The sequence below is a fragment of the Paenibacillus sp. FSL M7-0896 genome (genome assembly GCF_037975415.1).
Lineage (GTDB): Bacteria > Bacillota > Bacilli > Paenibacillales > Paenibacillaceae > Paenibacillus_AQ > Paenibacillus_AQ silagei.
In genome coordinates this window covers 3,072,620-3,094,185 of sequence record NZ_CP150250.1, presented here as the reverse complement: position 1 = coordinate 3,094,185, position 21,566 = coordinate 3,072,620, and the positions used below count along the sequence as shown (strand labels likewise).

Below are 21,566 nucleotides of genomic sequence, written 5' to 3'. Positions count from 1 at the left end.
CATGCTTCCGACCACTGAAGATATCTTGCGGCAACATGTCGAACTGGGTCGATATTTCTTTATCGGAAGAGTCCGGCAGAAATATAATACAGCTTCCGGCACACAGCCGTTTTTTCTTGAGTCGTTACCCTACCTTCGCTCCCATAGAACGGGCCAGCAGCACAGCCTGCTCCACATCCAGCCGCACTCCTTTGAGCTCCAGGCTCTTCAGGTCAATCCCCTCCAGCTTGGCGTCACGCAGATCGGCCCCTGTAAGCTTGCACTGCGCAAGCTGCACCCGGCTTAAATCCGCCCCGCGCAGATCCGCCTTTTGCAAATCGCAGCCCTGCATGTCTGCCTCGGTGAACCGGATGCCCCGCAGATCCTGCCTGCTGAGATTCAGATGGCGCAGATTCGTATAGGCCCAGTCCCCTCCGCTCAGTGTGATTCCGTCCATATAGGCATTGGCGAAATCCGATCCGACCATCTTGCAGTTCTCGAACTTCGCCACGAACAGATTGGCTCCGGTGAACTTGCAGTTGGTGAACGCGCCATCCGTGTGCAGCGAAGCATTCAGCAGGGCACCGGTGAAATCGCAATCGACAAACCGGCAGCCGGTGGAGGTCATCTCTTCCATAGAAGCTCCCCGAAAGGAGCAGCGCTCAAAGGTGCAGCCGTTTATTTCTCCATCCTGCAATGCTGCGTAATCAAAATTATGCTCATTAAAGGTTTCATTATGGTATTGATACATAGTTTAAGCACCTCTTTATCTGGGTATTGGAGCAAAGGTATGGTATAACAGATACTATATAATTCTTTAAATATACTACTTTAGGAGATTGTCCAAGTGTAGCCGTTTCGATATAATAGCAAATAAAATAGCGGAGGTAAATGATGGATGACTCCAGCAGAAAAGAACCATTCCGATATGTAATGAACCAGCCCATCGATTGCTGGCTTGAAATTCCCGCCAGTAATTCGGGACCGGGAGCGGGCAAATTGACTGAGGGTATCCTGCTTGACCTTAGCCGCTCCGGCTGCAAGGTCCGCACCTCGCTGAACCTCCGCTTCACCGCAGGGGATACGAAGCTGATTATTCATTTTCAGCTGGCGGAAGAGAAGCTACAGTATGAAGGCAGTGTCCGCTGGGGCTGGATGTTCGGTCTCGGGCAATACCAGTATGGGGTAAGGCTGGACCTGCAGGAAGACGAGGAAGAACAGCTGCTGCGGGAGCTGGAGCTCTGGACCAGCGGAAGAAGCGCGCAAGGCTTGTAGCCTTTGCGCTCCCTAATAATGCATACAAACGCAAGCAAGGCTGATTAGGAGCCTTGCTTGCGTGAAATAGGAACGATGGATTATCCCTCTGCTACACTTCTCTTTATACTTCGATTCGTCTCTTCACCAGTGCAACCATTCCATAGATCATCAGGCAGACCACCGCCACTTCAAACAGCAGCGCCCCTTGATCAACCGGAAGGTATGGTATAATAAATTCACTGCCGGATTGGGGCTCTCCAGTGTAAATCTCGAAGTTAAAGGCAATATCCAGACCAATGAAGTAGGTGTCAAAGAGCAGCTTCTCCAGATAACCTATTCCGTTCTGCAGCAGGACCAGAAGGACGATGCCAAGCCAGACTCTCCCCTTCATGCGCAGACTAAAGGCTACTGTAAAGGAGAACATCACCATCACCATGAGAAAAAGGCTGGACCAGACCGATTGAAGCAATGCTCGGAATCCAACCGTCAATAGATTGCCGGGCAGTAAATCCACCGTGTACAGCAGCTTGAGGATTCCTAGATGGGCTAGGCCGAGGAGGATGACCACCCCAATCAGCAGCAGCGCCAGCAGCATGGGAGACAGGACCGTCTGCAGCGCAGTAACCGGCAAAAGCCGCCGCTGATAGGATTTAAGATTACGGAAATATCCGGTAACGGCTGTAAATATCATTGCGATGGCCAGTATACAGTAAATAACCAGATTCAGGGAGGCCAAGTCTGCGTCTATCCTAGCACTGGAGATCCACAGCCCGGCCTGCACGAGTAAAGCAATGACGATGAAGACGAGAATACGTTCTTGTCGGCGTTTAAGATCATATTTTAATAGCTTCAGCATTCGGCAAACACCTCTCTGAACAGCTCATCTACACTCTTCCCGTGCTCCTGTCTCAGTTCTTCCACCGGACGATGCAGCACAATCTCCCCCTCCTTCAGGAAAATCACCTCATCAAAGATCCGTTCGATATCCGTCACCAGATGGGTGGAGAGCAGAATACTGCTGTCCTCCTCATAGAACTCCATCAGCGCATTCAGAATCTTGGTCCGTGCCACCGGATCAACGCCTCCAATCGGTTCATCCAGCAGATATAATCTGGCCCGGCGGGAGAGTGCTAAGGTCAGCTGCAGGCGTTCGTTCATCCCTTTGGATAACGTCCGCACCTTATCCGCTGTACGCAGCTTCATGAAATCCAGCATCCGCAGTGCCTTAGCCTGATCGAAATCCGGGTAGAAATCCTGCTGGAATCTCAGCGCATCCCCGATATTCATCCATGACTCCGTGACCGGCACATCCGGCATGAAGGAGACGAGCTTCTTGCTCTCTACGCCCACGGGCATCCCGAGGACTGAGATCCGGCCCGAGGCGGGCCAGGCGAGTCCTGAGATCAGCTTCATGAGCGTGCTTTTGCCGCTGCCGTTACTTCCCAGAAGGCCGGTGATGGTGCCGCTGCCCAGCTTGAAGGAGACCTGGTTCAGCGCGTGTCTAGGGCCGAACTGTTTGCTTACATTCTGAATGTCAAGTATATCGTCCACTCTTCTTACTCCCCCTGTTCTTGGTCCCGCTGGTGGATGTTCTCTGCTACTGCAGTAAGTATATCTTCGCCCTGGAAGCCTAGCTCCTGCATTCCGCGGATAAAACGGTCCAGCACATCCTGTGCCATCTCCTTTTTGACGGTCAGTATCGTCTCTTCGCTTCCGGTCACATATCTGCCCATGCCGCGGCGGGTCTCCACGATGGTCTCACGCTCCAGTTCCTGAAATGTTCTTTGCACGGTATTCGGGTTAATCTGCAGTTCAGCGGCCAATTCACGGACAGAAGGGATCTTGTCTCCAGGCTTCAGCTTGCCGGTGATAATCTCTCCCTTGATGTAATTCATGATCTGGAGATAAATCGGCTGGTTATTATCGAATTCGATCCCCATCAAGCAACATCCCTGCGTCTGAAGACGGCGAAGCCTGCAAGCAGGAACAGTGTCATGTAGATGCACAGCAGGATAATGGAGAAGGTCAGTGTCATTCCCTGCATCGGCGCACCGCCATCCTTGTAGGCTGCGAGATTAAGATTAGGGAACAGCACATATTTGTAGAACTCACGGGAAATGACCAGCTTGTCGATGGTGGTGGCGAAGATGGTTGCTCCAATGGTTACGCCAGTCGATTTCGTCAGAATCCCCAGCATGAAGCCGATCGTAGCGTAGACGATGCAGTACACAGTTGAATACAGCAGCGAAGTTAGGATCTCACCGATTCCCGCTTCCCCTCCGCTGAGTCCGAAGAAGACCGCTCCTGAGAGGAAAAGCCCCACCGTCGCAACTACCTGCATGCTAAGTGTATAGAGTAGTACAGTTACATATTTGGAGGCCAGAATCGCCGTGCGGCTGCGGGCACGGATCAGCAGAAATTTGATCGTCCCCTGGCTGTATTCCCTGGATACAATTCCCGCCGTCCCGACGATCACCAGGATGGCCAGAAGCTGGCCAATGCCTCTGGGCTGCAGGGAATCCGCTGTAAAATCTGCCGCTGAAGCATACATATCTGCGGCAAATGTACGAGTCATATAGCCCACTGCCAGCGACAGCACCAGCAGGATGACGTAAGGAATGATATTGCTGCGTTTCTTCGATATTTTGAGCCATTCATTCAGCACAAGCAGATTAAATTTACGCAATGCGGTTGCCCCCTGTCCATTTCAGGAAATCCTCTTCCAGACTTTGTCTATTCTCAGTAATCCGGTATATCCCGACCTTGGCTTCGCTAAGTGCCGCCACCAGCTCCGGTACGGCTCCATCCGGCAGCTGCACATGCAGCTCGGAATGGGCTTCATCCGCTCCAGTGACCTTGACGCCCTGCAAGGCTCCGGCCACAGTCCGTGCAGCTTCAATCTTGTCTACCCGGATGGCAAGCGCTACCTCACTCTGCGCCTCTGGTGCTTCCGTAAGCTGTGTCACCGTTACAAGCTTGCCGTTCTGAATGACCACCGCGCGATGACAGATCTGTTCAATCTCAGCCAGCATATGACTCGAGATTAGAATGGCAATGCCCTCTACCTCTGCTATTCTCCGCATATAGTCGCGCATCTCCCGGATGCCGGCGGGGTCCAGCCCGTTAGTCGGCTCATCCAGAATGAGCAGCTTCGGCGAGTGGAGCAAGGCCTGAGCAATCCCCAGACGCTGGCGCATACCGAGGGAGTAGGCCCGAACCTTCTTGTTCATCGCCTCCTGCAGCCCCACCAGCTCCACGACCTCCTTGATCCGTGATACCCCGGCTCCATCACTCATGCGTAAATATTGCAGCAGGTTGTCGTACCCGGTCATATGCGGATAGAACTCAGGATTCTCAATGATCGCCCCGATCTGTGAGATCGCCTGCTTGAATTCCTTCCGGATGCTGTGTCCATGAATCAGAACATCCCCTCCGCTCATGCGGATCAGTCCGGTCATCATCCGGATGGTGGTCGTTTTGCCGGCGCCATTCGGTCCCAGCAGCCCGACAATCTCTCCCTTATGGATCTTGAAGCTTAGATTATCTACAATGGCCTTCCCTTTTATCAATTTGCTGACGCCTTGCATTTCCAGTACGGTTTGTTCTTGCGCAGGGCCTGACGGCTCCTGAACATTATGAGCGGTTGAATTCATGACAGCCTCCTTGTGCGGATCGGTATAGGTGGAGTATTAATTCCACGGGTTATTGCTAAGCTGGAACATGTGTATTTTCAATGTTGTATTGGTGTGTTAGTTAAATAGTACACTAGTAATTTTGGTTTGTAAAGCAGGTTTGTGAAAAATTTCCTGAAGCACTGTGTAAACAGGCTATCCGTGCAGGGGTTCTAACCATACCAATCTCTATCAGCATACATAGAATAGTATTGCAGGTGGCAGTATCATGCTGCTTTTGCCAAAACGGCTTCAAGGAGGAATACACATGAATAAAGAGGTTCATATCTCGCAGACTTATCCAAGACTGACAGTGTACAGCGAAGAAAACTTCCGGGGAAGAAGCAGAATCTACAGAGGCAATCTCGGCATCCGCGATACGGACAATATTCTGGATGGCATCGAAAGTCTCCGCTTCTTCTCCACCAGCAGCAATGCTACGCTCGTCCTGTTCAGCAGAACCCGGTTCAGAGGCAGCTTCCGCGTGCTTCGCGGCAACCACAGCATCCGTGATCTGGATGATTACATCTCCGGCAATGACGTAGAATCGATCATCTCTACCAACCAGAGACTGACGCTGGACCAGATCCGCCGTATCCGCAGCAGCGGGGAACTTCCTCCAGGCTACCGCTTAATCTAACAGAATAGGCACGCTGAACAGGGCACCCTCTGGTATCGCCAGCCGGAGAGTGCCCTGTTTGGTATTGGATTATCGTGATTAACGTACTTTTTAGCACAACTAAATGATTCCTTTTTCGTTAAAGTTATAGGGGGTGAGATCATGCGGAGTATTTGCTTTTCCATTCTGGTATCTATTTTTCTGATGAGTGGATGTAGCAACCCAACCGGAGAGCGAATCATAAACATGAATTACAGCTTCAATGAACCACATCTTTTTCCGTTTGAGATCAATGAAGTTCGTACTGAAATCGCAGTTGATAACCCGTATGTGCTACAACAGTATGTTTTTCATTATAAAAACAAGCAGACCCTGCAAGAAATAAGATACATCCTGAGCAAGGTTATGAGTGCACCAGAGAAAATTTCCACCCAAGGCAAGCAACGCTTAGAACTTGATAATGGAAAAGAAGCATACTATGACGAAGACGAAACTACTCAATCCATCTGGTGGGAGGGGGAGAACGGATTTTTGGCGCGATTTGTATATTATATCAACGGAAATCTAGATCCGATCCACACTAATAAATTAGAGGTCTCCGCCTTTATAGACTTAGCTAATCAAATTCAATAGTATCTTCAGACCAGATCACCGGGCCGGCAGTATATACTGTGAAAACTAGCATTCCACGAGGAGGACCAACAGAATATGAAGCCACTGGATATCCATCCAACAGCGTTGTATGAGCAGGTTCAGTCCGACATTGGCAGCTTTCAGGTCTTGAGAAACTACAGACCGAATAGTGTGAGAACCGGGGTTTGGAAGCTGCAATCCGATCAGGACTCTAAATGTTATTACTTAAAAACGTACAGCCGCAAACAGAGATGGCATCCTGAGGTTTATGCATACCGTCACTGGATAGGTCAGTTGAAACCGTATGTACCAGAGTTAATAGCTGCTTACGAGGGGGAGGGCTGGCAGGCTATACTAATTACTGCAATCGACGGGTCCATTATGAGAGAGACGCCACTAAGCCCAAGTGCTGCTAAAGCTGCTTTTTATAAGGCTGGTGAGTTAACAAAGATTCTGCATCTATCGCAGACAGGCCGCTGGTTCGGCCGCCCCGATCAATATGGGAATCCGATAGAGCTAAGTCACCATGCTGACCCGGTGCAGTATGTTGCTGATGCAATACAGGACTTAACTTCTCGGTGTGTTGTTGAGGGGCTATTGCAGGCCTATGAAATAAGGTTAACCGAATGGGCACTTCAGAACGTTCATGTATTCCGGCATAGCAGACCTGTTCCTATTAGCTGGGACTCCACACCAGGCAACTGGCTGGTGGATGAGCAGGGTATTTTGACAGGAATGATAGACTTCGAGAATATGCTGTGGGGGCTGGCTGTGGACAACTTCTCCATTCTGTTCGCCAGATATTTCATAGATCATCCATCAGCCAGAGATTCCTATTTTGCAGGGTATGGACCTGAAGTGCTTAAGGACCAGTCTGCTGAAATACAAATATGCTGCATCAAAATGGCTCTCGGCGATATCTGCTGGGGCACTCACAATCATCAACCCGAGGTCGTCCGATCTGGCAGAGAGCTTATGAAAAGAATACATAATCAGCAGCTTTTCCTGTAAGAAAGCTTGAAGGCAGTGCAAGTTCCATACAGCTTCCCGCCTACATCGCAGCTACCTCTGCCGCCAGCTCACGGACCTGCTGCTGCAGGACATTCACCTCATCCGTTCCTTCCCAGTAACGGGTGGCGAAATGCAGGAATACGTCTATCTTGCGCAGGAGCATGAGCACCGGAATCGCCGCCAGTTCCTCAGGAGTCAGCGTAACCCTGCGGTTATAACCCCGCCAGAAATCACGGATGATCCGCTCCGAGTCCTCATGACTGAGCAAGGCCGACAGAATCACAGCAGCATCCATAACCCTTAAATCCCGGGTGCAAAATTCAAAATCCAGCAGCGCTGTCACCCGGGCGGTATCCGCTCCATCCACCAGCAGATTGGAAGCGTTCAGATCGCCGTGCACCAGCTGATGCGGCAGGCTCTGAAGCTGTTCCAGCGAGTCAGCCACATTGTCGTAGGCATCCACTAATAGGGTCAGCTCCGGCAGCAGCTCCTTCAGAGACTCGGGCGGGTCCGTCACCAGACCATGCAGCGCTTCACGGGTGCATAGCGGATACGAGGTCCGCAGCTCATAGTATGGACGGTATACGGACGGGATGCCCGTATCTATCTCAGCCAGCGCAGCGGACAAGATGCCTGCCGCTTCTCCGAAGGACTCATAGTAATCCGCAGCTTGCCCGGACGGGGATTCCCCTTCAATATAAGCAAACAAGCAAGCGAATTTCCCGCTCTCTTCAAGTTGAACCAAGGTCTCTCCACTGGCAGTACGGATCGGAAGAGGTGTACTGAACGGCAGACCCGCAGCGGCCAGCTTCAGCAGCACCGTATGTTCAAATTCTATTTTGTTCCTGTCCTTATGGGTGTCATAGATACGCAGCACAGCGCGGCGTTCCCCGCTCTCCACGAAATACGTTGTATTATTCCATCCTCCGCTCCGCTTGCGCAGCGAGCCCTTCCATTCAGGCCAGACCTGACTCACTATAGCTTCCGTAGGCTTATGCCCCTTTCTATTAGGTTCAGAAGCAATTGTAGAATCCGGGTACGGCTATGTCAAATCTACTAGGATTGGGGCGGTTCGCTAGCCTCTGATCCAGTCGCCTTTTTTAGCTGCAAAAGACAATTATACAAAACAAACTATCAGATTTACATATATTACTGTATCAAGAGAAAAGGAGGACTTCCAAATGCCAATTTATACTATCGGTGCAGTGCCCAACCTTGAGCCTACCGGAACAGTAATATCGCAATTCGTCGAGCTTCGAATCACCAACACAACCGTTGCAAGGCTGGAACCTATTGTAGTCAATGCTTACAGTGTCGCAGATTCCGGCCCGGAGGGGATAGCTGAAACTCTGAATTTCACAACAACGTTCGGGATTGCCGCTCCAAATGGTGTGGTTACGCTCATCATACCAACGACAGTGGCCAATTACAGTATCACCGTTTCTTCACCTGGTGCTCCCGGATTCGTGAACGACATCTCGCTATACGCAGTAGCCCGGGATGCAGCCGGCTTCATAGTGTTTGATCAGGTATATCCATTCGGAGACTGGAACATCATCGGTCCCGTCCTTAGTTAACTTCATTTCATTGCTCAGGCGAGTCCTGAGCTTTTTTTGTTTCTGGTAAAACTGTACAGAATAGCAGCACGCTCACTATCACGATCACTCCTGATCTGATAAGCCTATGCTTGCACCACTTCAATAATATGCGGAATGCCTGATTATCCGCTATAATGTAATCCATACAATACAAGCAAAGGATGGGATACATATGGACGCAACCGTTAGCAAACGCTGGCTGCTCGCCAGACTCTACGAGCCGGAACAGACCATCGTAGACTGCCGGTTCACATTAGGCCAGCCTAAGGCCGGCAGAGACAGCTATCAACAAGAGCATATTCCGGGCGCGATCTATCTGGATCTGAAACTGGATCTGTCCTCTCCGGTGAGCGAGCATGGCGGTCGCCATCCCCTGCCTGACCCTGAAGTGCTGGCTGCACGGCTCAGCAAACTCGGAATCGGTAATGATACTCGCATTGTCGCCTACGACGATGAGAACGGCATGAACGCCGCCCGTCTGTGGTGGCTGCTGCGTTACCTGGGGCATGAGCAGGTATTCATTCTGGAGGGCGGCTTCAGCCAGTGGAAAGAGGGTAAATATCCGGTGACGGATCATCAGCCGGTGCGGGTGCCTAGTACCTTTACAGCTAATGTTCAGCCGCAGATGCTGGCGGGAGTTGAGGAGGTGCGCGAGGTATCGGAGAAGACAGTTAATAATGCTGGCGCTGAGTCTGAGAGTGACGTCAACGTTGCGGATGCCGTGCCTGCTCTTCCCGTGCTGATCGATTCCCGGGCCAATGACCGCTATCACGGCCAGAATGAGACCCTGGACCCGGTCGGCGGGCATATCCCTGGGGCGGTCAACTACTTCTGGAAAGACACGCAAAATCCGGACGGTAGCTGGAGGAGTGCGGAGCAGCTTGAAGAACATTTTGCCGGACTGGACAAAGACCGTGAGGTCATCGTCTACTGCGGCTCCGGCGTAACTGCCTGCCCGAATGTACTGGCGCTAGAAAAGGCCGGATATACGAATGTGCGGCTGTATGCGGGAAGCTGGAGTGACTGGATTAGCTATGAAGATAACCCGGTGGCCACAGGAGACGAGTAAAAGCCGATTGACCGCATCGGATTTGAGTTTTGGGGCTGTGACAGGTTGCCGGAAGGCAGGCTGCTCACGGCCCTTTTTCGGCATTTTCGCGCGCGCTGTTCCAGAGATCGACAAGCTGGTAATTTGAGGATTGACAATATGACAAGTTAAATTTAAAATAATCACAGCGGAAAAGTATGATTTAATTTATTATAAACTAACCATAGAAGGAGATTTTTAAAATGACCGCTCTCCAAACCTTTAAAGCATCTGCGCATTTGCAAGACGGAGTCCAAGTGAAAGTAGCATCCCGAAACTTTGAATTTATTATTGACGAGCCCAAAAGCTTGGGCGGAACTGATACCGGTATGAATCCGGTCGAAGCTTTGCTGGCCTCGCTGGGAGCATGTCAGTCTATCGTGGCCAGAGTGTATGCGCCTAAATTCGGCGTGAACCTCAAGGATTTCTTCGTGGATGTAGAAGGCGATCTTGATCTGGATGGCTTTTTCAACAAGTCGGAGGTGCGCCCGGGCTATTCAGAAATTCGGTATACCTTCCGTATTAAAACAGATTCACCCAAAGAACAGGTTGAAGAATTTGTACGATTCCTGGAAAGCAAATGCCCAGTTGGAGATACGCTCGCAAACCCGGTTAATCTCAAGCTGGAAAGCATTATCATCGAAAGCTAAGCAACCGTTCAGAACCGAGAAGCTTCCACACTATGACCTCTTGCCACGGAGCACAGAATGGGACCAGGGGTAGAGACCGTATAGGCGCAAGTGCACGATCTACGGACAATGTACAAAGCGGATCATGGTTACGTATATTAAAAGCAATATCACGGCTTTTTAGTGAAAGCTGTCTTTTAAAGAGGTGAACCGTGTGCCTATTAAAACAGGTAGCCAATACATCGAACGTATCGACCGGCAAAATATCAATATCTTTTACAAAGGAACACGGATCGAAGGCCCTTTATCCAAGCATCCCGCATTTCAAGGTCTCATACAAACCCAAGCCGAAATGTACAACATGCAGTGTGATGAGCGTTATTTAGCACAGATGACCTACCCTTCACCCGATACAGGAGAGCCTGTCGGTCTATCTTTTCTTCCACCCAAGAATGCTGAGGATTTACAGCGCCGCAGAAAAATGATTGAACTCTGGTCCAACTGCCATCATGGGTTTTTAGGACGTTCCCCGGATTATATGAATACAGCCCTCATGTCTCTGTTTACAGCTGCCGATATCCTTGAGGAGCTGAATCCGAAATATGCTGAGAACCTCAGGAAGTACTATGCTTACTGCCGGGATCATGACATTACCTTATCCCATGCCTTCATCCAGCCTCAAGCAAGCAAAATATCCGGCCAGATTGATGCTACAGAGGATTCTATCGCTGCTAAAGTCGTTGAAATCAATGCTGAAGGGATGATTGTAACCGGTGCTTTTATGATGGCAACACAAGGGGCTACATGCGATGAAATGCTTGTATTCCCAACGCCTTCCCCCTCGTTTGTGGATGATGATAATCCGTTCGCGTTTGCCTTCGCCGTGCCTAATGATCTGCAAGGGATGACTTTTTTTTGCCGTGAAAGCTACGCAGCTTCATCTGCCTACGACCATCCGTTAAGCTCAAGATATGAAGAAATGGATACCTTAGTCATATTTGACCGCGTTCTTATCCCTCATGACCGTGTATTTTATTACGGAGATGAAATGTACTGTTCCCGATTGTTCGGCGAGAGTCACTTCCATACGCATATGGCCCATCAAATCATCACCCGCTATATTGCAAAAACAGAGTTCTTTCTCGGGTTGCTGGAATCTTTGGCGGAAGAACAAAACGTTATCCCTGAGCCCCATACTATTCAGCCTATTTCCAGAACGATAACCTATTTGGAGACCTTCAAAGCCTTAAGACTCGCTTCTGAAATAGGCGCTTCCCCGGACAAATTCGGATATCTCGTTCCAGACAAAGGTCCACTTTTGGCTTCGTCCGTTCACTTTTCGGAGTTTTATCCGGACCTGATTGAAATGGTTCAACATCTCAGTTCAAGCGGTCTCATCATGATCCTCTCGGAGTCCGACTTCGATACAAGCGCTGGTGCATACCTCAGTCAGTATTTGAAGGGTACGGCTTCGGAGGCGTGGTTCCGAAACGCTTTATTCCGGCTTGCTTGGGAACTCGGAGCGGGTGCATTCGGCGGGCGACAAATCCAGTTTGAGCGGTTATTTTTCGGCAGCTCCCACACACTGGCCTGGCGCATGTACAACAGCTATGATAATCACGAATCCTTCCGTCAAATCATTCACGAGTTCATTGCACCAGAAGAAACCCGATTCGTTATGAGGGGAAGCCGGTAACTCAAAGACACTCTTCTCATTGTTCTGAGGAGAGTGTCTTTTGTCAAAAAAATCATCATTTCAAAGTCTGATGTCTCCATTTCCGGGGCAGCTTCAGATCCAGCCGGCTTGTCCACCAGCATCTCCATGGACAGTACCGTTCCCCCATTCGCATAGGGCTTGAATTGTTCAGGCATTGCAAAACCGAAATCCTGATAGACCAGCTTGCCCAAGGTTCCTCCTTCGCCTCCAAGCACAGCTCAGCCATAGCTGTCATAGAGAGGGGCTGGCGATAATATTCCCGGATATAACGGGCGATCTGTTCAGCCAGATCCGGTTCCGTCTGATGCGCTCCCGTACCCGTCCAGCATGACTTTGGCGTCTCCCTGATTCGTGAACACAAACGCACTTGAAGGCAAAGTATAACTCTGAAGCTTCTCTCCCGGCTGCATGATCACATGACGGATATCCAACACTTTCACAGGCACATGATTCCATAATCGTATTCTTTCTGACCACTCCATAAAAGCACCTCTATAACTAATAAGCTTACATATTTGTATAACTCTCTTCATTTATCCTTGATCCGCTTGAGCAATCAGCTTGGTCATTTCCTCTGCCTGCAACAGAGCCGAGAGCGGGTCGGACAAGAAGTAGTTCTCCCATTGCAGCTCTATGATCCCGCAGCCGGCTGCTCGGTGAAGTTCAGTCATATCCGGCATGTGCCCCTCCCTCCCACTCTGTTTGCTTCTTAGAACCAGCAGATAATCCTCCGTGTATTGGGCAATGTCCTGCCGATCAATCCAAATCGACTCATGTCCTTGCTCGAACAGCTCCTGCCACACTTTCCATGGCGGCTGCAGCCCCAGCACTTCATAGGCAGCTCTCCCGCCCCGGGTGGCTGCATTGCCTATAACCCGAATCTCCTGACTCCAATTCGGGTCAATCACAGTGAATGTCCGCCGTTCCGGACATTGCCGCAATATCGCATTCCGCACATAAGCTGCCCGTGTCTCATATTCGGCACTCCACTTCGCCGCTTCCTGAGCGCGGTTCAGAATATGCCCCATAGCGGCGATCCCTTCCCCGGCCGAACGGAAATGATCACTCTGAAAGACTACTGTAGGAGCTATCCTCGCAAAGGAAGCAAAGGCTGTCTTGTCCCAGGTAATGATCAGATCAGGTTCAAGTTCAAGCACCTTCTCTATAGATACCCGGTTGTGGTTGCCGATATCTTGTACCTCAGAACCTATATACTGCCCAAGCAGCCGGTTGCTGTCCAACAAGGTATGCGGGGCTCCCACAGGTGTCAGACCCAGAGCCAGTACTTCTCCCAGGCTCCAATCTATAACTACCCGCTCAGGCTTGTCCGGAATAATAATCTCACCCATCACCGTTTGTATATTTCTTCTTTTGTGCCCGATACCCGCCATAGGGGAAGTACTCCCTCTTGTCTGTTCTATAAGGGGCTCATGGGCCATCTGTATAGTGCGCGGTTGCAGGGTTATCCCGTCCTGTATGCCTTCTCTTTCACAATCGCTGATCTGCCGCCTGTAATAATCGGGAGATACACCCTCGTGCTTCTTGAAAAAACGGCTAAAGGCATAGGCGTTGGCATAACCTACCCGCTCTCCGATTTCCTGCAAGGTTGCTTCCGTATGCAGCAGCTCATAGGCTCTATTCAGACGAATACGCGCCAGTACCTGCCCGGGGCTTGTCTGCAGCTTGCTCTTAAACAGTCTGGTTAATAATCTCGGACTGCAATGGGTCACAGCAGCAACATGTGCTACAGTCAGGGGTGTACCGTAATGATCCTGCATATATCGAACAGCCAGACGGGTACGGTCAGGACCAAAGATGCTGATCTCCTGCTGCTGCATCTGCTGCAGCAGCTCGTAGAGCCACTGGTAGAATATCGCCGTGACTTGAATCCGTTCAAGAAAAGCTATATTTCCCCACTTCTCATGCAGCCTGGAAGCAAGCTCCAGTAGCGGGAGCGGATAATGCGGCTTCAACCCATATTCACACTGTAAGGTTATGCCGGGAAGCTGCTCATCCAGAGGTTCCTGCACCTCCCCCTCAGTCTCAGCCAGCATATACATGATTGAGTACAGCTCAATCCCCGTGTCAGCCTTCATGCGCACAACGGCGCCTTTACTTCCGTGCAATACATACCAGCCATCCAATGCATGAGGCGTCTCATCCAACCACAGCTGTCCCCGTCCCTGCACCAAAATAAAGGTATGGGAGGACAGCCGCTGCTCTCTGTATTCCCTTCCCGGTTCCATGCCTGATTGACGGATATCCAGCAGACGGACCGCCTGATTATCCCAAAGCTCAATATACCCCTCTATATTCATAAGAAAACTCCAGTCTCAATACTTGAACACTTCAAGATTCGTTATCATCTGTCCCCATAGTATATGATAATGATTCTCAGTGCAATGCCTCCCATGTTCCGAAACAGGTATGCCGAATGTTCCTGATTGGTCATTGTGTAAATAGAGACCACCTTCTATAGTGATAATAGTTCTCAATAAGAAAGAGGGTCGAACATTATCAAAAGGTTCAATTTGTACTACATAGCCTTATTGTGTATGCTGGCAATGGCTATATTGCTCACAGGATGCTCTAAGCAGAATTCCAGCCGTCCAGGGAATACAGCCGACCATTCACAGGATAAGCGTATTCTCTCAACTGTAAAAGGAGATGTGGAGGTCCCTGCACACCCTTCCCGGGTGGTTGTGGACTGGAACATTGGCGATGTACTGGCTGTTGGGTTGACACCGGTAGGCGTTCCGGGCAGTTTGCTGGACTACGGGGAATTCCTGCGCAAGCCGCTTGAAGGTGTAGAAGATATCGGCAACCATAACGAGGTATCCTTGGAGAAGATCATTGAGCTTAATCCGGACCTGATCATTACCTGGAACCAGGAGGCTTATGAAGCTTATTCCAGAATCGCCCCTACTGTCGTATTCATAGCCGATGATTATGACTCCATGCAGGCAGAGGTCAGCGCAATGGGAGAGATTCTTAACCGTCAGGAAGAAGCTGAGAAGTGGAACAAGTCCTTCGGGGAGCGGACCCAGGCCGCCCGTGCCAAAGCACAGGCCGCTGTACCGGCTGGCGCAACCTTCACGATAACGGATTTTAACTGGTTAAAAAGTGTGGGTATTGTAGGCAAAAGTGCAAACCGGGGCGGCAAGGCCGTCTACGAGCTGCTTGGACTGACTCCTGCTGAGAAAGTAAAGACGGAGCTCTTTGATCAGAATAAGGAGAGCATTGAAATCAGCTCCGAGGTATTCGGGCAGTATGTAGGTGATTATCTGCTGGTGATGAAAACAGTAGGCGCATCTGACGAGACCCTTCCCGGGATATGGAGCGAACTGGATGCAGTACGTAACGGCCAGGTGTATGAGCTGGATATTCATCAATACCTAAGCTCAGACCCGTATACCTCTATCCTGCAAGCGGAGGATATTGCCGAACGACTGGCCAGTAAGCAGACGATGCTCCAGTAATGTAAGAAATAAGCGCACAATAGCAAACGGGGTGCAAAGAATGAACAGTAAGGATGGAATCCCGCCTGCGGGAGCCTTCGGACAGCTTGATCAGATGTGGTTCAGGCTTCGGAGCAGCGAGCAGAACAGCAGTCTCACGGGAGGGTGTTCACTCCGACTGCAATTCCTTGAATCGCATCTGCTCCTGATTCCAGTTTCGGGCCGGGGCTGGATCACTGTGGACGGCAAGTATGGCGAACTCAGAGCGGGAGCTGCCTTTGTCTGCCTGCCGGGGCAATTAATCGAAGCCTGCCTGGACGGTTCAGACGAACCGAATATATACATTTTGCGGTTTGATGTATTTAGCCAGCGGAATCTGCCTGTACAACCGGGCCGGATAAGCTCAACGGAGCCCCAGCTCCCCTTCTCCCTGGAAGGAGAAACAGCGATGTCTTCAACTGTTACATACAGCAAACACTGTGAGGCTATCACCGCTTCCCTTGGCAGTACAGACCCCTTACAGCAGCTGCTTGCCCAGAGCAGATTCTATGAGCTGCTGTACAGTCTGCTCAGCGATGTCAGGCAGTCCGAGCCAGACGATACCGATACGATTATGGAACGGGTCAAGGCCTATATAGAGCAGCATTACCATGAAGAGCTTTCGATCACCCTGCTGGCGGGCGAGGCAGGCATTAGCGTAAGGCATTTCATCCGGCTGTTCAAGCACAAATATGGTCTTAGCGCCATCGAATACCTGACCGAATACCGGATCAGACAAGCAAGAAGTCTTATGCTTCCGCATTCGAATTATGAATTAAAGGATATCGCCGCTTATGTCGGTTACAAGGATGTTCCTTACTTCCGGCGCAAGTTCAAGCAAATTACCGGTGTAGCTCCGGCCACCTTCATGCGCAATGCCAAGCTGAAGATCGTTGCCTACCACGGCAGCCTGATTGGGGCGTTGCTTACGCTGAATATTATTCCCTGCGCCGCACCGGCTGACCATCCCTGGACAGAATATTACCGCCGTAAATATGAGACAGATGCGGTTCTGCCGCTTGCCCAAGATGACGCTATCCGCATCCAGCAGCTTGCTTCCCTCCGCCCTGATTATATTCTGGGGCTGGAGCAAACGCTAAGTCCCGCCATGCAGCAGCAGCTTCAAGAGCTTGCCCCCACTTCGCTTGTTCCCCGGCTCCAAATGGATTGGCGGACGGAATTAAGCTTCATCGGACAATCTCTTGGCAAGTCGGAGGAGGCAGCGGCTTGGTTAGGCACCTATGAACGCAAGGCGGAAACAGTCCGTGCAGAGTTGGATTATAAGCTTACCAGGGGCAAGCTGCTTATCGCCCGAATATCCGGTCAGACCCTCACCGTATTGTCTAACCGAAGCCTGGCCGAGGTGTTCTACGATGATCTGCATTTCATCCCCGCTCCCCTTGTTAACCGCAAGCTAAGCCGTCAGACCTTGACACTTGCGGAACTGAAGTCTGCGGATGCGGACAAGCTATTGTTGATCGTAGACGGGGATGCCGCCTCTCAGGCCATTTGGTCAGAAATCCAGCATCAGGAGTTGTGGAAGCTGCCTGATCCCGCCGGATATTCGCGCGTTGAGCTTCTCCCTCCCTTCCCCTGGACAGAGTATACCCCGTTCACACAGGAGCTGATTCTTGACCTCGCGCCATCTCTGTGGCGCAATCGGATATGAAATATTGGCGCGATCATCTATAGTCGAATCCAAGGGATTGTTTTATACTCCTAACAGTGATATTGATTCTCACTCTCATGTGAGATGCAAGGTATCGAAACTCAGGAGGTTATAGAATTCATGCGACAGATAAGAACAGGAATTGCATTCTTCACGGCCGCTCTGCTAGTACTGGTAATGGCAGCTTGCTCTAATAACGCGGGACAGGCCGAGGTAGAAGCTTCAACAGAAGCGGACTTTCGTCTGGTAAACAGTGAGAAGGGCGAAATTAAGATCCCGGCCCATCCGACCAGAGTCGTCGGCCTATCCGTAGTCTACCCGGAGTTTCTGCAAGCGTTAGGCGTTACACCCGTTGCTGTGCAGAACTACCAGGAAGAATTCCCAACCTATCTGCAAGAGCCTTTCAAGGATACGCTGAAGATGGGCATTGCCAAAACTCCGAATTTTGAAATGATACTGTCTTCCAATCCAGATCTTATTCTTGCTCCTGCATGGTGGGCAGGCAAGGATTATGACCAGTTATCCGGAATCGCACCGACGGTTCTGCTGCCCGAGCGTCAGGACTGGCGCGATGAACTGAAGGACATCGCCGCAGTGCTGGACAAGAAGGAAGCTGCCGAGAAGGTTATACAGGAGCTGGAAGACTATGAGGCCAAGGCCAAGCTGAAGCTTGACGAGCTGGTTGGCAACGAAACCGTGTTGTATGTGAGGGTTATGCAGAATAGCCTCGTCCTCAATGGAGATCAGGTGGACCGCGGAAAGTTCATTCATACCACCCTTGGTCTGGAGATGATTCCGAATTTCCCCGAGCAGTCTCCGTCCATCTCTCTGGAGAAATTACCGGAGTACAACCCTGACCACCTTATTATTCAGTTGAACCAAGAGGATAATGCTGAGATTAAGCAAACCTATGAAGATATGCTGGCGAGCCCTTTATGGAAGAATATGAACGCGGTTAAAAAGAATCAGGTCATTACGATGGGGGACAAGGATTGGTTTAACGTGGGCATGTCTCCAATGGCAAACCGCTATGCGGTTGACGTGGTTCTAGAGGCCTTTGAAGGCAAGTCGAAATAAAGGGGATTTCAGGATGTGCGATACTGGCAGGTTCCAGAGGGCTGAACGTTACTACATCTCCCCCGAAGCTATTGAGAACGCAGTGGTTACTTTACGACTGACCGAATTATGTATGCCCGCACATGCTGAGCATCTGCTTACCACTTATGCTTCCATGCTTGGGACTGAGGATAAACGTATAGCGGCAGCCATCTTCTGCACATGGATCGCCGGGATCTGCGGAGCCAAATACGCACTGCTCACAGCCGCAGACCCGCTGGCTCATGCCTTGCGACTGAATAACCTGTCTGTGCAGCTCATCCGCACGGAGGGGTATCCCGAATTCGCCTTTTTTATCCACGATCAGGGGAATGGGACCTATGACCAGGATGGAGATGGAAAAGAATTATCCGGCGAGCTCGGCATGTTCTACAGCAGTGTTGTCAGACCGGTTATTGCTGCGCTTGCCGAGGCTTCACAGACCAAGCCAGTGATGCTGTGGAAGCAGGTGTACAGTCAGTTGTATACCTTCATGGAAGAGGAAGCCCAGGATGCAGCAAGTGAGGGCCGCCGCGCTCAGATCGCCGAGCAATTCAAGACTGTGACCTGGGCGCTGAAGCCGGAGGAATTCGGACTTCGCAGCAATCCATTCCGTATTACCCCCAAGTTCCGGACGGACCCCCACCCTCCGCATGATACGGTATCTGTTAAGGCTACCTGCTGTCTGGCCTATAAGCTCAGAGCGGATCATGGCTATTGCGGCGGATGTCCTATACTTCCCGCAGTACCCGGAGAATTATAAGCTGAGAACTCTGCTGCCCGAGCCGGAATGGAGCTACAAGCTGCCAGAAGGCTACACCCTATTCAACTCAAATCAATGTCTGCCACCCTTCAAATGGCTACCGGACCGGGATATTTTCCCATCCGGTTTTTTTATGCAAATTAACATACTTCACTCTACAAGAATATCCGCCATATTCCGACATATTATTTAAGAGCTTTCGCTCTAATACATATCCGGGAGATGACCTATGTCACAGCTAATTCAAAAACGGCCAGTCCGTTCAACCAGCATCGCCAACACATTGGCCATTGTGCTGCTAGTCATTATTCTTGTCGTCTTCTCGATCCTGGGTACCTTCTTCTATTCCAGCACCCGAAGCATTCTAGTAAGCCAGCAAGAGTCGATGCTGATGACCAAAACGCAGGGAATTGTCAGCCAGTTCGATGCTCTGTTCAAGGAGAAGGGCTCACTGGTCAAACAAATGTCCACCAACTCGATTTTTCAAAAATATATTGAGAGCACTACAGCAGATCAAATCACCACTTCCCCCCACGCCGCAGAAGCACTCGCCACACTGGCGGACATTGTAAAGTCTGAGCCCTCCTTCGCCGATGCCTGGGTGGCCGGGTTATCCGGGAAGGGATATTTCCTCCAAAATGACGGTCTGACCTCTAAATCGGACTTTGATATCCGCGCCCGCCCCTACTTCAAGCCTGTATCCGAATCCAAGGGTCTCTACTATTCTGAACCTTACGCCGACGTCATTAGCGGCAAAATGCTGATGGGCATTTTCTATCCGATTCTGAATGAGAGCAGCCAAATGATCGGCTTCATTGCCGCAGATATTGCTTTCGATGACATCCCGCAGATCATGCAGAGCTACTCCTTGGGAAGCACCGGGTTCTCCATTCTGGCTACCCGCTCTGGCGATATTCTCTACCACCCGGATGAAGCCAAGGTACTGAAGGAGAAAATCACAGAGAGTCCGGGCGATCTAGGCGCCATCGGTAAAAAAATGATTAACGGCGAATCCGGCGTATCGCTCATTGATGATAATGGCAACCCCCGTTATATCGGCTATGCCACCAGCATGGATACCGGATGGTCTGTAGGCTTAACCATTACCCGGCAAGAGGCGCTTAGCGAGCTGACGTCCTTCACCCGGACGACCATCACCGGTTTTGCTGTTGCCGCTTTGATCCTGGTGTTCATCTGTTATCTCACACTGCGCTACCTGTTACGCTCCATTCCAAAACTGCTGGCCGCTATCCAACGGATTGCAGACGGAGACCTGACGGTTCAGCTCAATGATGCCTCTCGCAATGAAATCGGACAGATTGCTCATGGCATTGCGGGCATGGTCCAGAAGATTCAGAGCATGATTCAGGTGATTCATAATACGACTCAGGTGCTGACCCAATCCTCCCAGAACCTGCAAGCCATCTCTACCAAAACCGCGATAACCATGAACGAAACGGCTACGGCCATTAATGAAATTGCGAATGCTACCAACTACCAGTCCGCTGAATCCGAGAGCATTCTCCACAAAACCGGTGCATTATCCGATCAAATTGACGAAATCACCAGTGATGCCCAGACTGTAGGAACCATGGTACAGACCTCAGCAGAGCTCAGCAGTTCCGGTCTTGACTTGGTGGAGCAACTCTCCAAAGCTGCAGAAGACAATCACAGATCTACACAAGCGATGTCATCGCTCATTGAGGATATTGATCTGAGCCGTCATGAGATTTCGGGTATCGTAGGCACAGTGAATCAAATAGCGACACAGACCAATCTGCTCGCCCTTAATGCTTCCATTGAAGCGGCACGGGCAGGTGAACATGGCAGAGGCTTCGCGGTGGTAGCTGGTGAGGTGCGTAAGCTTGCCGAGCAAACAGCCCGGGCTACTGAAGAAATCTACAAGAAGGTCAGCGCCATTGAGGAAAAAACAAGCCTATCCGTAGAACACACTACTCTTGGCCTTACGATTGCGGAGGAGAATGCCAAATCTGTCGAGAATGCGAAGCAGGTCTTCTTCAGCTTGAACAGTGACCTGGAGGAGCTGAAGGTACGGATGCTGCAGATCAGCAATAACACCTCGATTGTCCACAAGCACAAGGATGAGATTCTGCAGGCGATTGAGGTCATATCTTCGACGACCGAGGAGAATTCTGCCTCCACTGAAGAGGTAAGTGCCAATACACAGGAGCAGCTCGGCAGTATTGAGCAGGTAGCTGAACTGTCCAGAGAGCTGAGCGAAATCTCACAGAGGCTGGAGGAAGAACTGCGGCAGTTCAAGCTGGAGTAACGGGGTATGCAAAAAGATCGCCAAGTAAGAGATTCACTTGGCGATCTTTTT

Annotated in this window: 23 protein-coding genes; 13 read left to right on the top strand and 10 right to left on the bottom strand. The window is 50.6% G+C overall.

Translation table 11 applies throughout. The features are described from left to right. Window positions 1–124: 124 nt before the first annotated feature. Window positions 125–730 (bottom strand): pentapeptide repeat-containing protein, encoded by a 606-nt coding sequence (locus tag MKY12_RS13065; protein WP_036728930.1) that lies wholly within the window; start codon window positions 728–730, stop codon window positions 125–127. Window positions 731–978: 248 nt separating this feature from the next. Between MKY12_RS13065 and MKY12_RS13060 the strand changes: the two genes are divergently transcribed. Further along, window positions 979–1,254 (top strand): PilZ domain-containing protein, encoded by a 276-nt coding sequence (locus MKY12_RS13060; protein WP_235218399.1) that lies wholly within the window; start codon window positions 979–981, stop codon window positions 1,252–1,254. Window positions 1,255–1,357: 103 nt separating this feature from the next. Here the strand turns inward: MKY12_RS13060 and MKY12_RS13055 are convergent, their stop codons facing one another. The 5 genes from MKY12_RS13055 to MKY12_RS13035 are packed head-to-tail and all read right to left on the bottom strand — an operon-like array spanning window position 1,358 to window position 4,889. After that, the gene (locus tag MKY12_RS13055; RefSeq protein ID WP_076077763.1) at window positions 1,358–2,092 is read right to left on the bottom strand and encodes a hypothetical protein; all 735 of its coding nucleotides are present in this window, start codon (window positions 2,090–2,092) and stop codon (window positions 1,358–1,360) included. Further along, a complete protein-coding gene (locus MKY12_RS13050; RefSeq protein WP_076077761.1) occupies window positions 2,086–2,787 on the bottom strand; it encodes an ABC transporter ATP-binding protein in 702 nt (233 codons plus the stop codon). Before MKY12_RS13050 ends, MKY12_RS13055 begins: the two co-directional genes overlap by 7 nt. Before the next feature lie 5 nt (window positions 2,788–2,792). Then, window positions 2,793–3,176, bottom strand: coding sequence for a GntR family transcriptional regulator (locus MKY12_RS13045; protein WP_076077758.1), 384 nt, complete (start codon window positions 3,174–3,176; stop codon window positions 2,793–2,795). Then, the gene (locus tag MKY12_RS13040; protein WP_339314032.1) at window positions 3,176–3,922 is read right to left on the bottom strand and encodes an ABC transporter permease; all 747 of its coding nucleotides are present in this window, start codon (window positions 3,920–3,922) and stop codon (window positions 3,176–3,178) included. The genes MKY12_RS13045 and MKY12_RS13040 overlap by 1 nt, the downstream gene beginning before the upstream one ends. Continuing rightward, complete coding sequence (locus tag MKY12_RS13035) at window positions 3,915–4,889, bottom strand: ABC transporter ATP-binding protein (protein ID WP_339314031.1); 975 nt, start codon at window positions 4,887–4,889, stop codon at window positions 3,915–3,917. Before MKY12_RS13035 ends, MKY12_RS13040 begins: the two co-directional genes overlap by 8 nt. A gap of 286 nt (window positions 4,890–5,175) precedes the next feature. On the opposite strand from MKY12_RS13035, the gene MKY12_RS13030 reads away from it, so the two are divergent. From MKY12_RS13030 to MKY12_RS13020, 3 genes are all read left to right on the top strand, one after another. After that, the gene (locus MKY12_RS13030) at window positions 5,176–5,547 is read left to right on the top strand and encodes a hypothetical protein (protein ID WP_339314030.1); all 372 of its coding nucleotides are present in this window, start codon (window positions 5,176–5,178) and stop codon (window positions 5,545–5,547) included. Between the two features lie 225 nt (window positions 5,548–5,772). After that, complete coding sequence (locus MKY12_RS13025) at window positions 5,773–6,159, top strand: hypothetical protein (RefSeq protein ID WP_155991614.1); 387 nt, start codon at window positions 5,773–5,775, stop codon at window positions 6,157–6,159. A 75-nt stretch (window positions 6,160–6,234) separates the two neighbouring features. Continuing rightward, complete coding sequence (locus MKY12_RS13020) at window positions 6,235–7,170, top strand: aminoglycoside phosphotransferase family protein (protein WP_339256332.1); 936 nt, start codon at window positions 6,235–6,237, stop codon at window positions 7,168–7,170. A 40-nt stretch (window positions 7,171–7,210) separates the two neighbouring features. Here the strand turns inward: MKY12_RS13020 and MKY12_RS13015 are convergent, their stop codons facing one another. Continuing rightward, window positions 7,211–8,146: a phosphotransferase gene (locus MKY12_RS13015; RefSeq protein WP_339256330.1), complete on the bottom strand. Its 936-nt coding sequence runs from the start codon at window positions 8,144–8,146 to the stop codon at window positions 7,211–7,213. A gap of 205 nt (window positions 8,147–8,351) precedes the next feature. Here MKY12_RS13015 and MKY12_RS13010 point away from each other — a divergent pair, with 205 nt between their 5' ends. The 4 genes from MKY12_RS13010 (at window position 8,352) to MKY12_RS12995 (ending at window position 12,180) form a co-directional block, all read left to right on the top strand. Next, on the top strand, window positions 8,352–8,747 hold the full coding sequence (locus tag MKY12_RS13010; protein WP_036728963.1) for a hypothetical protein: 396 nt from the start codon (window positions 8,352–8,354) through the stop codon (window positions 8,745–8,747). A gap of 193 nt (window positions 8,748–8,940) precedes the next feature. Continuing rightward, window positions 8,941–9,837 carry a sulfurtransferase gene (locus MKY12_RS13005; RefSeq protein WP_339256328.1) on the top strand — a complete coding sequence of 299 codons (897 nt, stop codon included), beginning with the start codon at window positions 8,941–8,943 and terminating at the stop codon, window positions 9,835–9,837. 221 nt (window positions 9,838–10,058) lie between these two features. Continuing rightward, window positions 10,059–10,505: an OsmC family protein gene (locus tag MKY12_RS13000; RefSeq protein WP_036728968.1), complete on the top strand. Its 447-nt coding sequence runs from the start codon at window positions 10,059–10,061 to the stop codon at window positions 10,503–10,505. Between the two features lie 193 nt (window positions 10,506–10,698). Further along, complete coding sequence (locus tag MKY12_RS12995) at window positions 10,699–12,180, top strand: 4-hydroxyphenylacetate 3-hydroxylase N-terminal domain-containing protein (protein ID WP_339314029.1); 1,482 nt, start codon at window positions 10,699–10,701, stop codon at window positions 12,178–12,180. On the opposite strand, the gene MKY12_RS12990 is transcribed toward MKY12_RS12995, so the two are convergent. The 3 genes from MKY12_RS12990 to MKY12_RS12980 all read right to left on the bottom strand — a co-directional run bounded on the left by MKY12_RS12990 (window position 12,126) and on the right by MKY12_RS12980 (window position 14,519). After that, window positions 12,126–12,392, bottom strand: a complete 267-nt coding sequence (locus tag MKY12_RS12990) for a hypothetical protein (RefSeq protein ID WP_339314028.1) — start codon at window positions 12,390–12,392, stop codon at window positions 12,126–12,128. The genes MKY12_RS12995 and MKY12_RS12990 overlap by 55 nt on opposite strands. Window positions 12,393–12,482: 90 nt before the next feature. Next, window positions 12,483–12,683, bottom strand: coding sequence for a hypothetical protein (locus tag MKY12_RS12985; protein ID WP_339314027.1), 201 nt, complete (start codon window positions 12,681–12,683; stop codon window positions 12,483–12,485). A gap of 51 nt (window positions 12,684–12,734) precedes the next feature. Next, window positions 12,735–14,519, bottom strand: coding sequence for a helix-turn-helix domain-containing protein (locus MKY12_RS12980; RefSeq protein ID WP_339314026.1), 1,785 nt, complete (start codon window positions 14,517–14,519; stop codon window positions 12,735–12,737). A 246-nt stretch (window positions 14,520–14,765) separates the two neighbouring features. Here MKY12_RS12980 and MKY12_RS12975 point away from each other — a divergent pair, with 246 nt between their 5' ends. From MKY12_RS12975 to MKY12_RS12955, 5 genes are all read left to right on the top strand, one after another. After that, window positions 14,766–15,680, top strand: a complete 915-nt coding sequence (locus MKY12_RS12975) for an ABC transporter substrate-binding protein (RefSeq protein WP_339314025.1) — start codon at window positions 14,766–14,768, stop codon at window positions 15,678–15,680. Window positions 15,681–15,720: 40 nt separating this feature from the next. Further along, window positions 15,721–17,367, top strand: a complete 1,647-nt coding sequence (locus tag MKY12_RS12970; RefSeq protein WP_339314024.1) for a helix-turn-helix domain-containing protein — start codon at window positions 15,721–15,723, stop codon at window positions 17,365–17,367. A 120-nt stretch (window positions 17,368–17,487) separates the two neighbouring features. Then, entirely contained in the window at window positions 17,488–18,444 is a 957-nt protein-coding gene (locus MKY12_RS12965) for an ABC transporter substrate-binding protein (protein ID WP_339314023.1), read from the top strand. Between the two features lie 13 nt (window positions 18,445–18,457). Beyond that, window positions 18,458–19,225, top strand: coding sequence for a (2Fe-2S)-binding protein (locus MKY12_RS12960; RefSeq protein ID WP_339314022.1), 768 nt, complete (start codon window positions 18,458–18,460; stop codon window positions 19,223–19,225). A gap of 229 nt (window positions 19,226–19,454) precedes the next feature. Then, entirely contained in the window at window positions 19,455–21,515 is a 2,061-nt protein-coding gene (locus MKY12_RS12955; RefSeq protein ID WP_339314021.1) for a methyl-accepting chemotaxis protein, read from the top strand. Window positions 21,516–21,566 lie beyond the last annotated feature (51 nt).

What these genes read in the sequence shown, in the direction of transcription:
- MKY12_RS12960 (WP_339314022.1), top strand. Translation starts at nt 18,458, where the DNA reads ATGTGCGATACTGGCAGGTTCCAGAGGGCTGAACGTTACTACATCTCC.
- MKY12_RS12975 (WP_339314025.1), top strand. Translation starts at nt 14,766, where the DNA reads ATGGCTATATTGCTCACAGGATGCTCTAAGCAGAATTCCAGCCGTCCA.
- MKY12_RS12980 (WP_339314026.1), bottom strand. Translation starts at nt 14,519, where the DNA reads ATGAATATAGAGGGGTATATTGAGCTTTGGGATAATCAGGCGGTCCGT.
- MKY12_RS13030 (WP_339314030.1), top strand. Translation starts at nt 5,176, where the DNA reads ATGAATAAAGAGGTTCATATCTCGCAGACTTATCCAAGACTGACAGTG.
- MKY12_RS12955 (WP_339314021.1), top strand. Translation starts at nt 19,455, where the DNA reads ATGTCACAGCTAATTCAAAAACGGCCAGTCCGTTCAACCAGCATCGCC.
- MKY12_RS13000 (WP_036728968.1), top strand. Translation starts at nt 10,059, where the DNA reads ATGACCGCTCTCCAAACCTTTAAAGCATCTGCGCATTTGCAAGACGGA.
- MKY12_RS12965 (WP_339314023.1), top strand. Translation starts at nt 17,488, where the DNA reads ATGCGACAGATAAGAACAGGAATTGCATTCTTCACGGCCGCTCTGCTA.
- MKY12_RS13020 (WP_339256332.1), top strand. Translation starts at nt 6,235, where the DNA reads ATGAAGCCACTGGATATCCATCCAACAGCGTTGTATGAGCAGGTTCAG.
- MKY12_RS13010 (WP_036728963.1), top strand. Translation starts at nt 8,352, where the DNA reads ATGCCAATTTATACTATCGGTGCAGTGCCCAACCTTGAGCCTACCGGA.
- MKY12_RS13055 (WP_076077763.1), bottom strand. Translation starts at nt 2,092, where the DNA reads ATGCTGAAGCTATTAAAATATGATCTTAAACGCCGACAAGAACGTATT.
- MKY12_RS13035 (WP_339314031.1), bottom strand. Translation starts at nt 4,889, where the DNA reads ATGAATTCAACCGCTCATAATGTTCAGGAGCCGTCAGGCCCTGCGCAA.
- MKY12_RS13045 (WP_076077758.1), bottom strand. Translation starts at nt 3,176, where the DNA reads ATGGGGATCGAATTCGATAATAACCAGCCGATTTATCTCCAGATCATG.
- MKY12_RS13065 (WP_036728930.1), bottom strand. Translation starts at nt 730, where the DNA reads ATGTATCAATACCATAATGAAACCTTTAATGAGCATAATTTTGATTAC.
- MKY12_RS12970 (WP_339314024.1), top strand. Translation starts at nt 15,721, where the DNA reads ATGAACAGTAAGGATGGAATCCCGCCTGCGGGAGCCTTCGGACAGCTT.
- MKY12_RS13005 (WP_339256328.1), top strand. Translation starts at nt 8,941, where the DNA reads ATGGACGCAACCGTTAGCAAACGCTGGCTGCTCGCCAGACTCTACGAG.
- MKY12_RS12985 (WP_339314027.1), bottom strand. Translation starts at nt 12,683, where the DNA reads ATGGAGTGGTCAGAAAGAATACGATTATGGAATCATGTGCCTGTGAAA.
- MKY12_RS13025 (WP_155991614.1), top strand. Translation starts at nt 5,773, where the DNA reads ATGAATTACAGCTTCAATGAACCACATCTTTTTCCGTTTGAGATCAAT.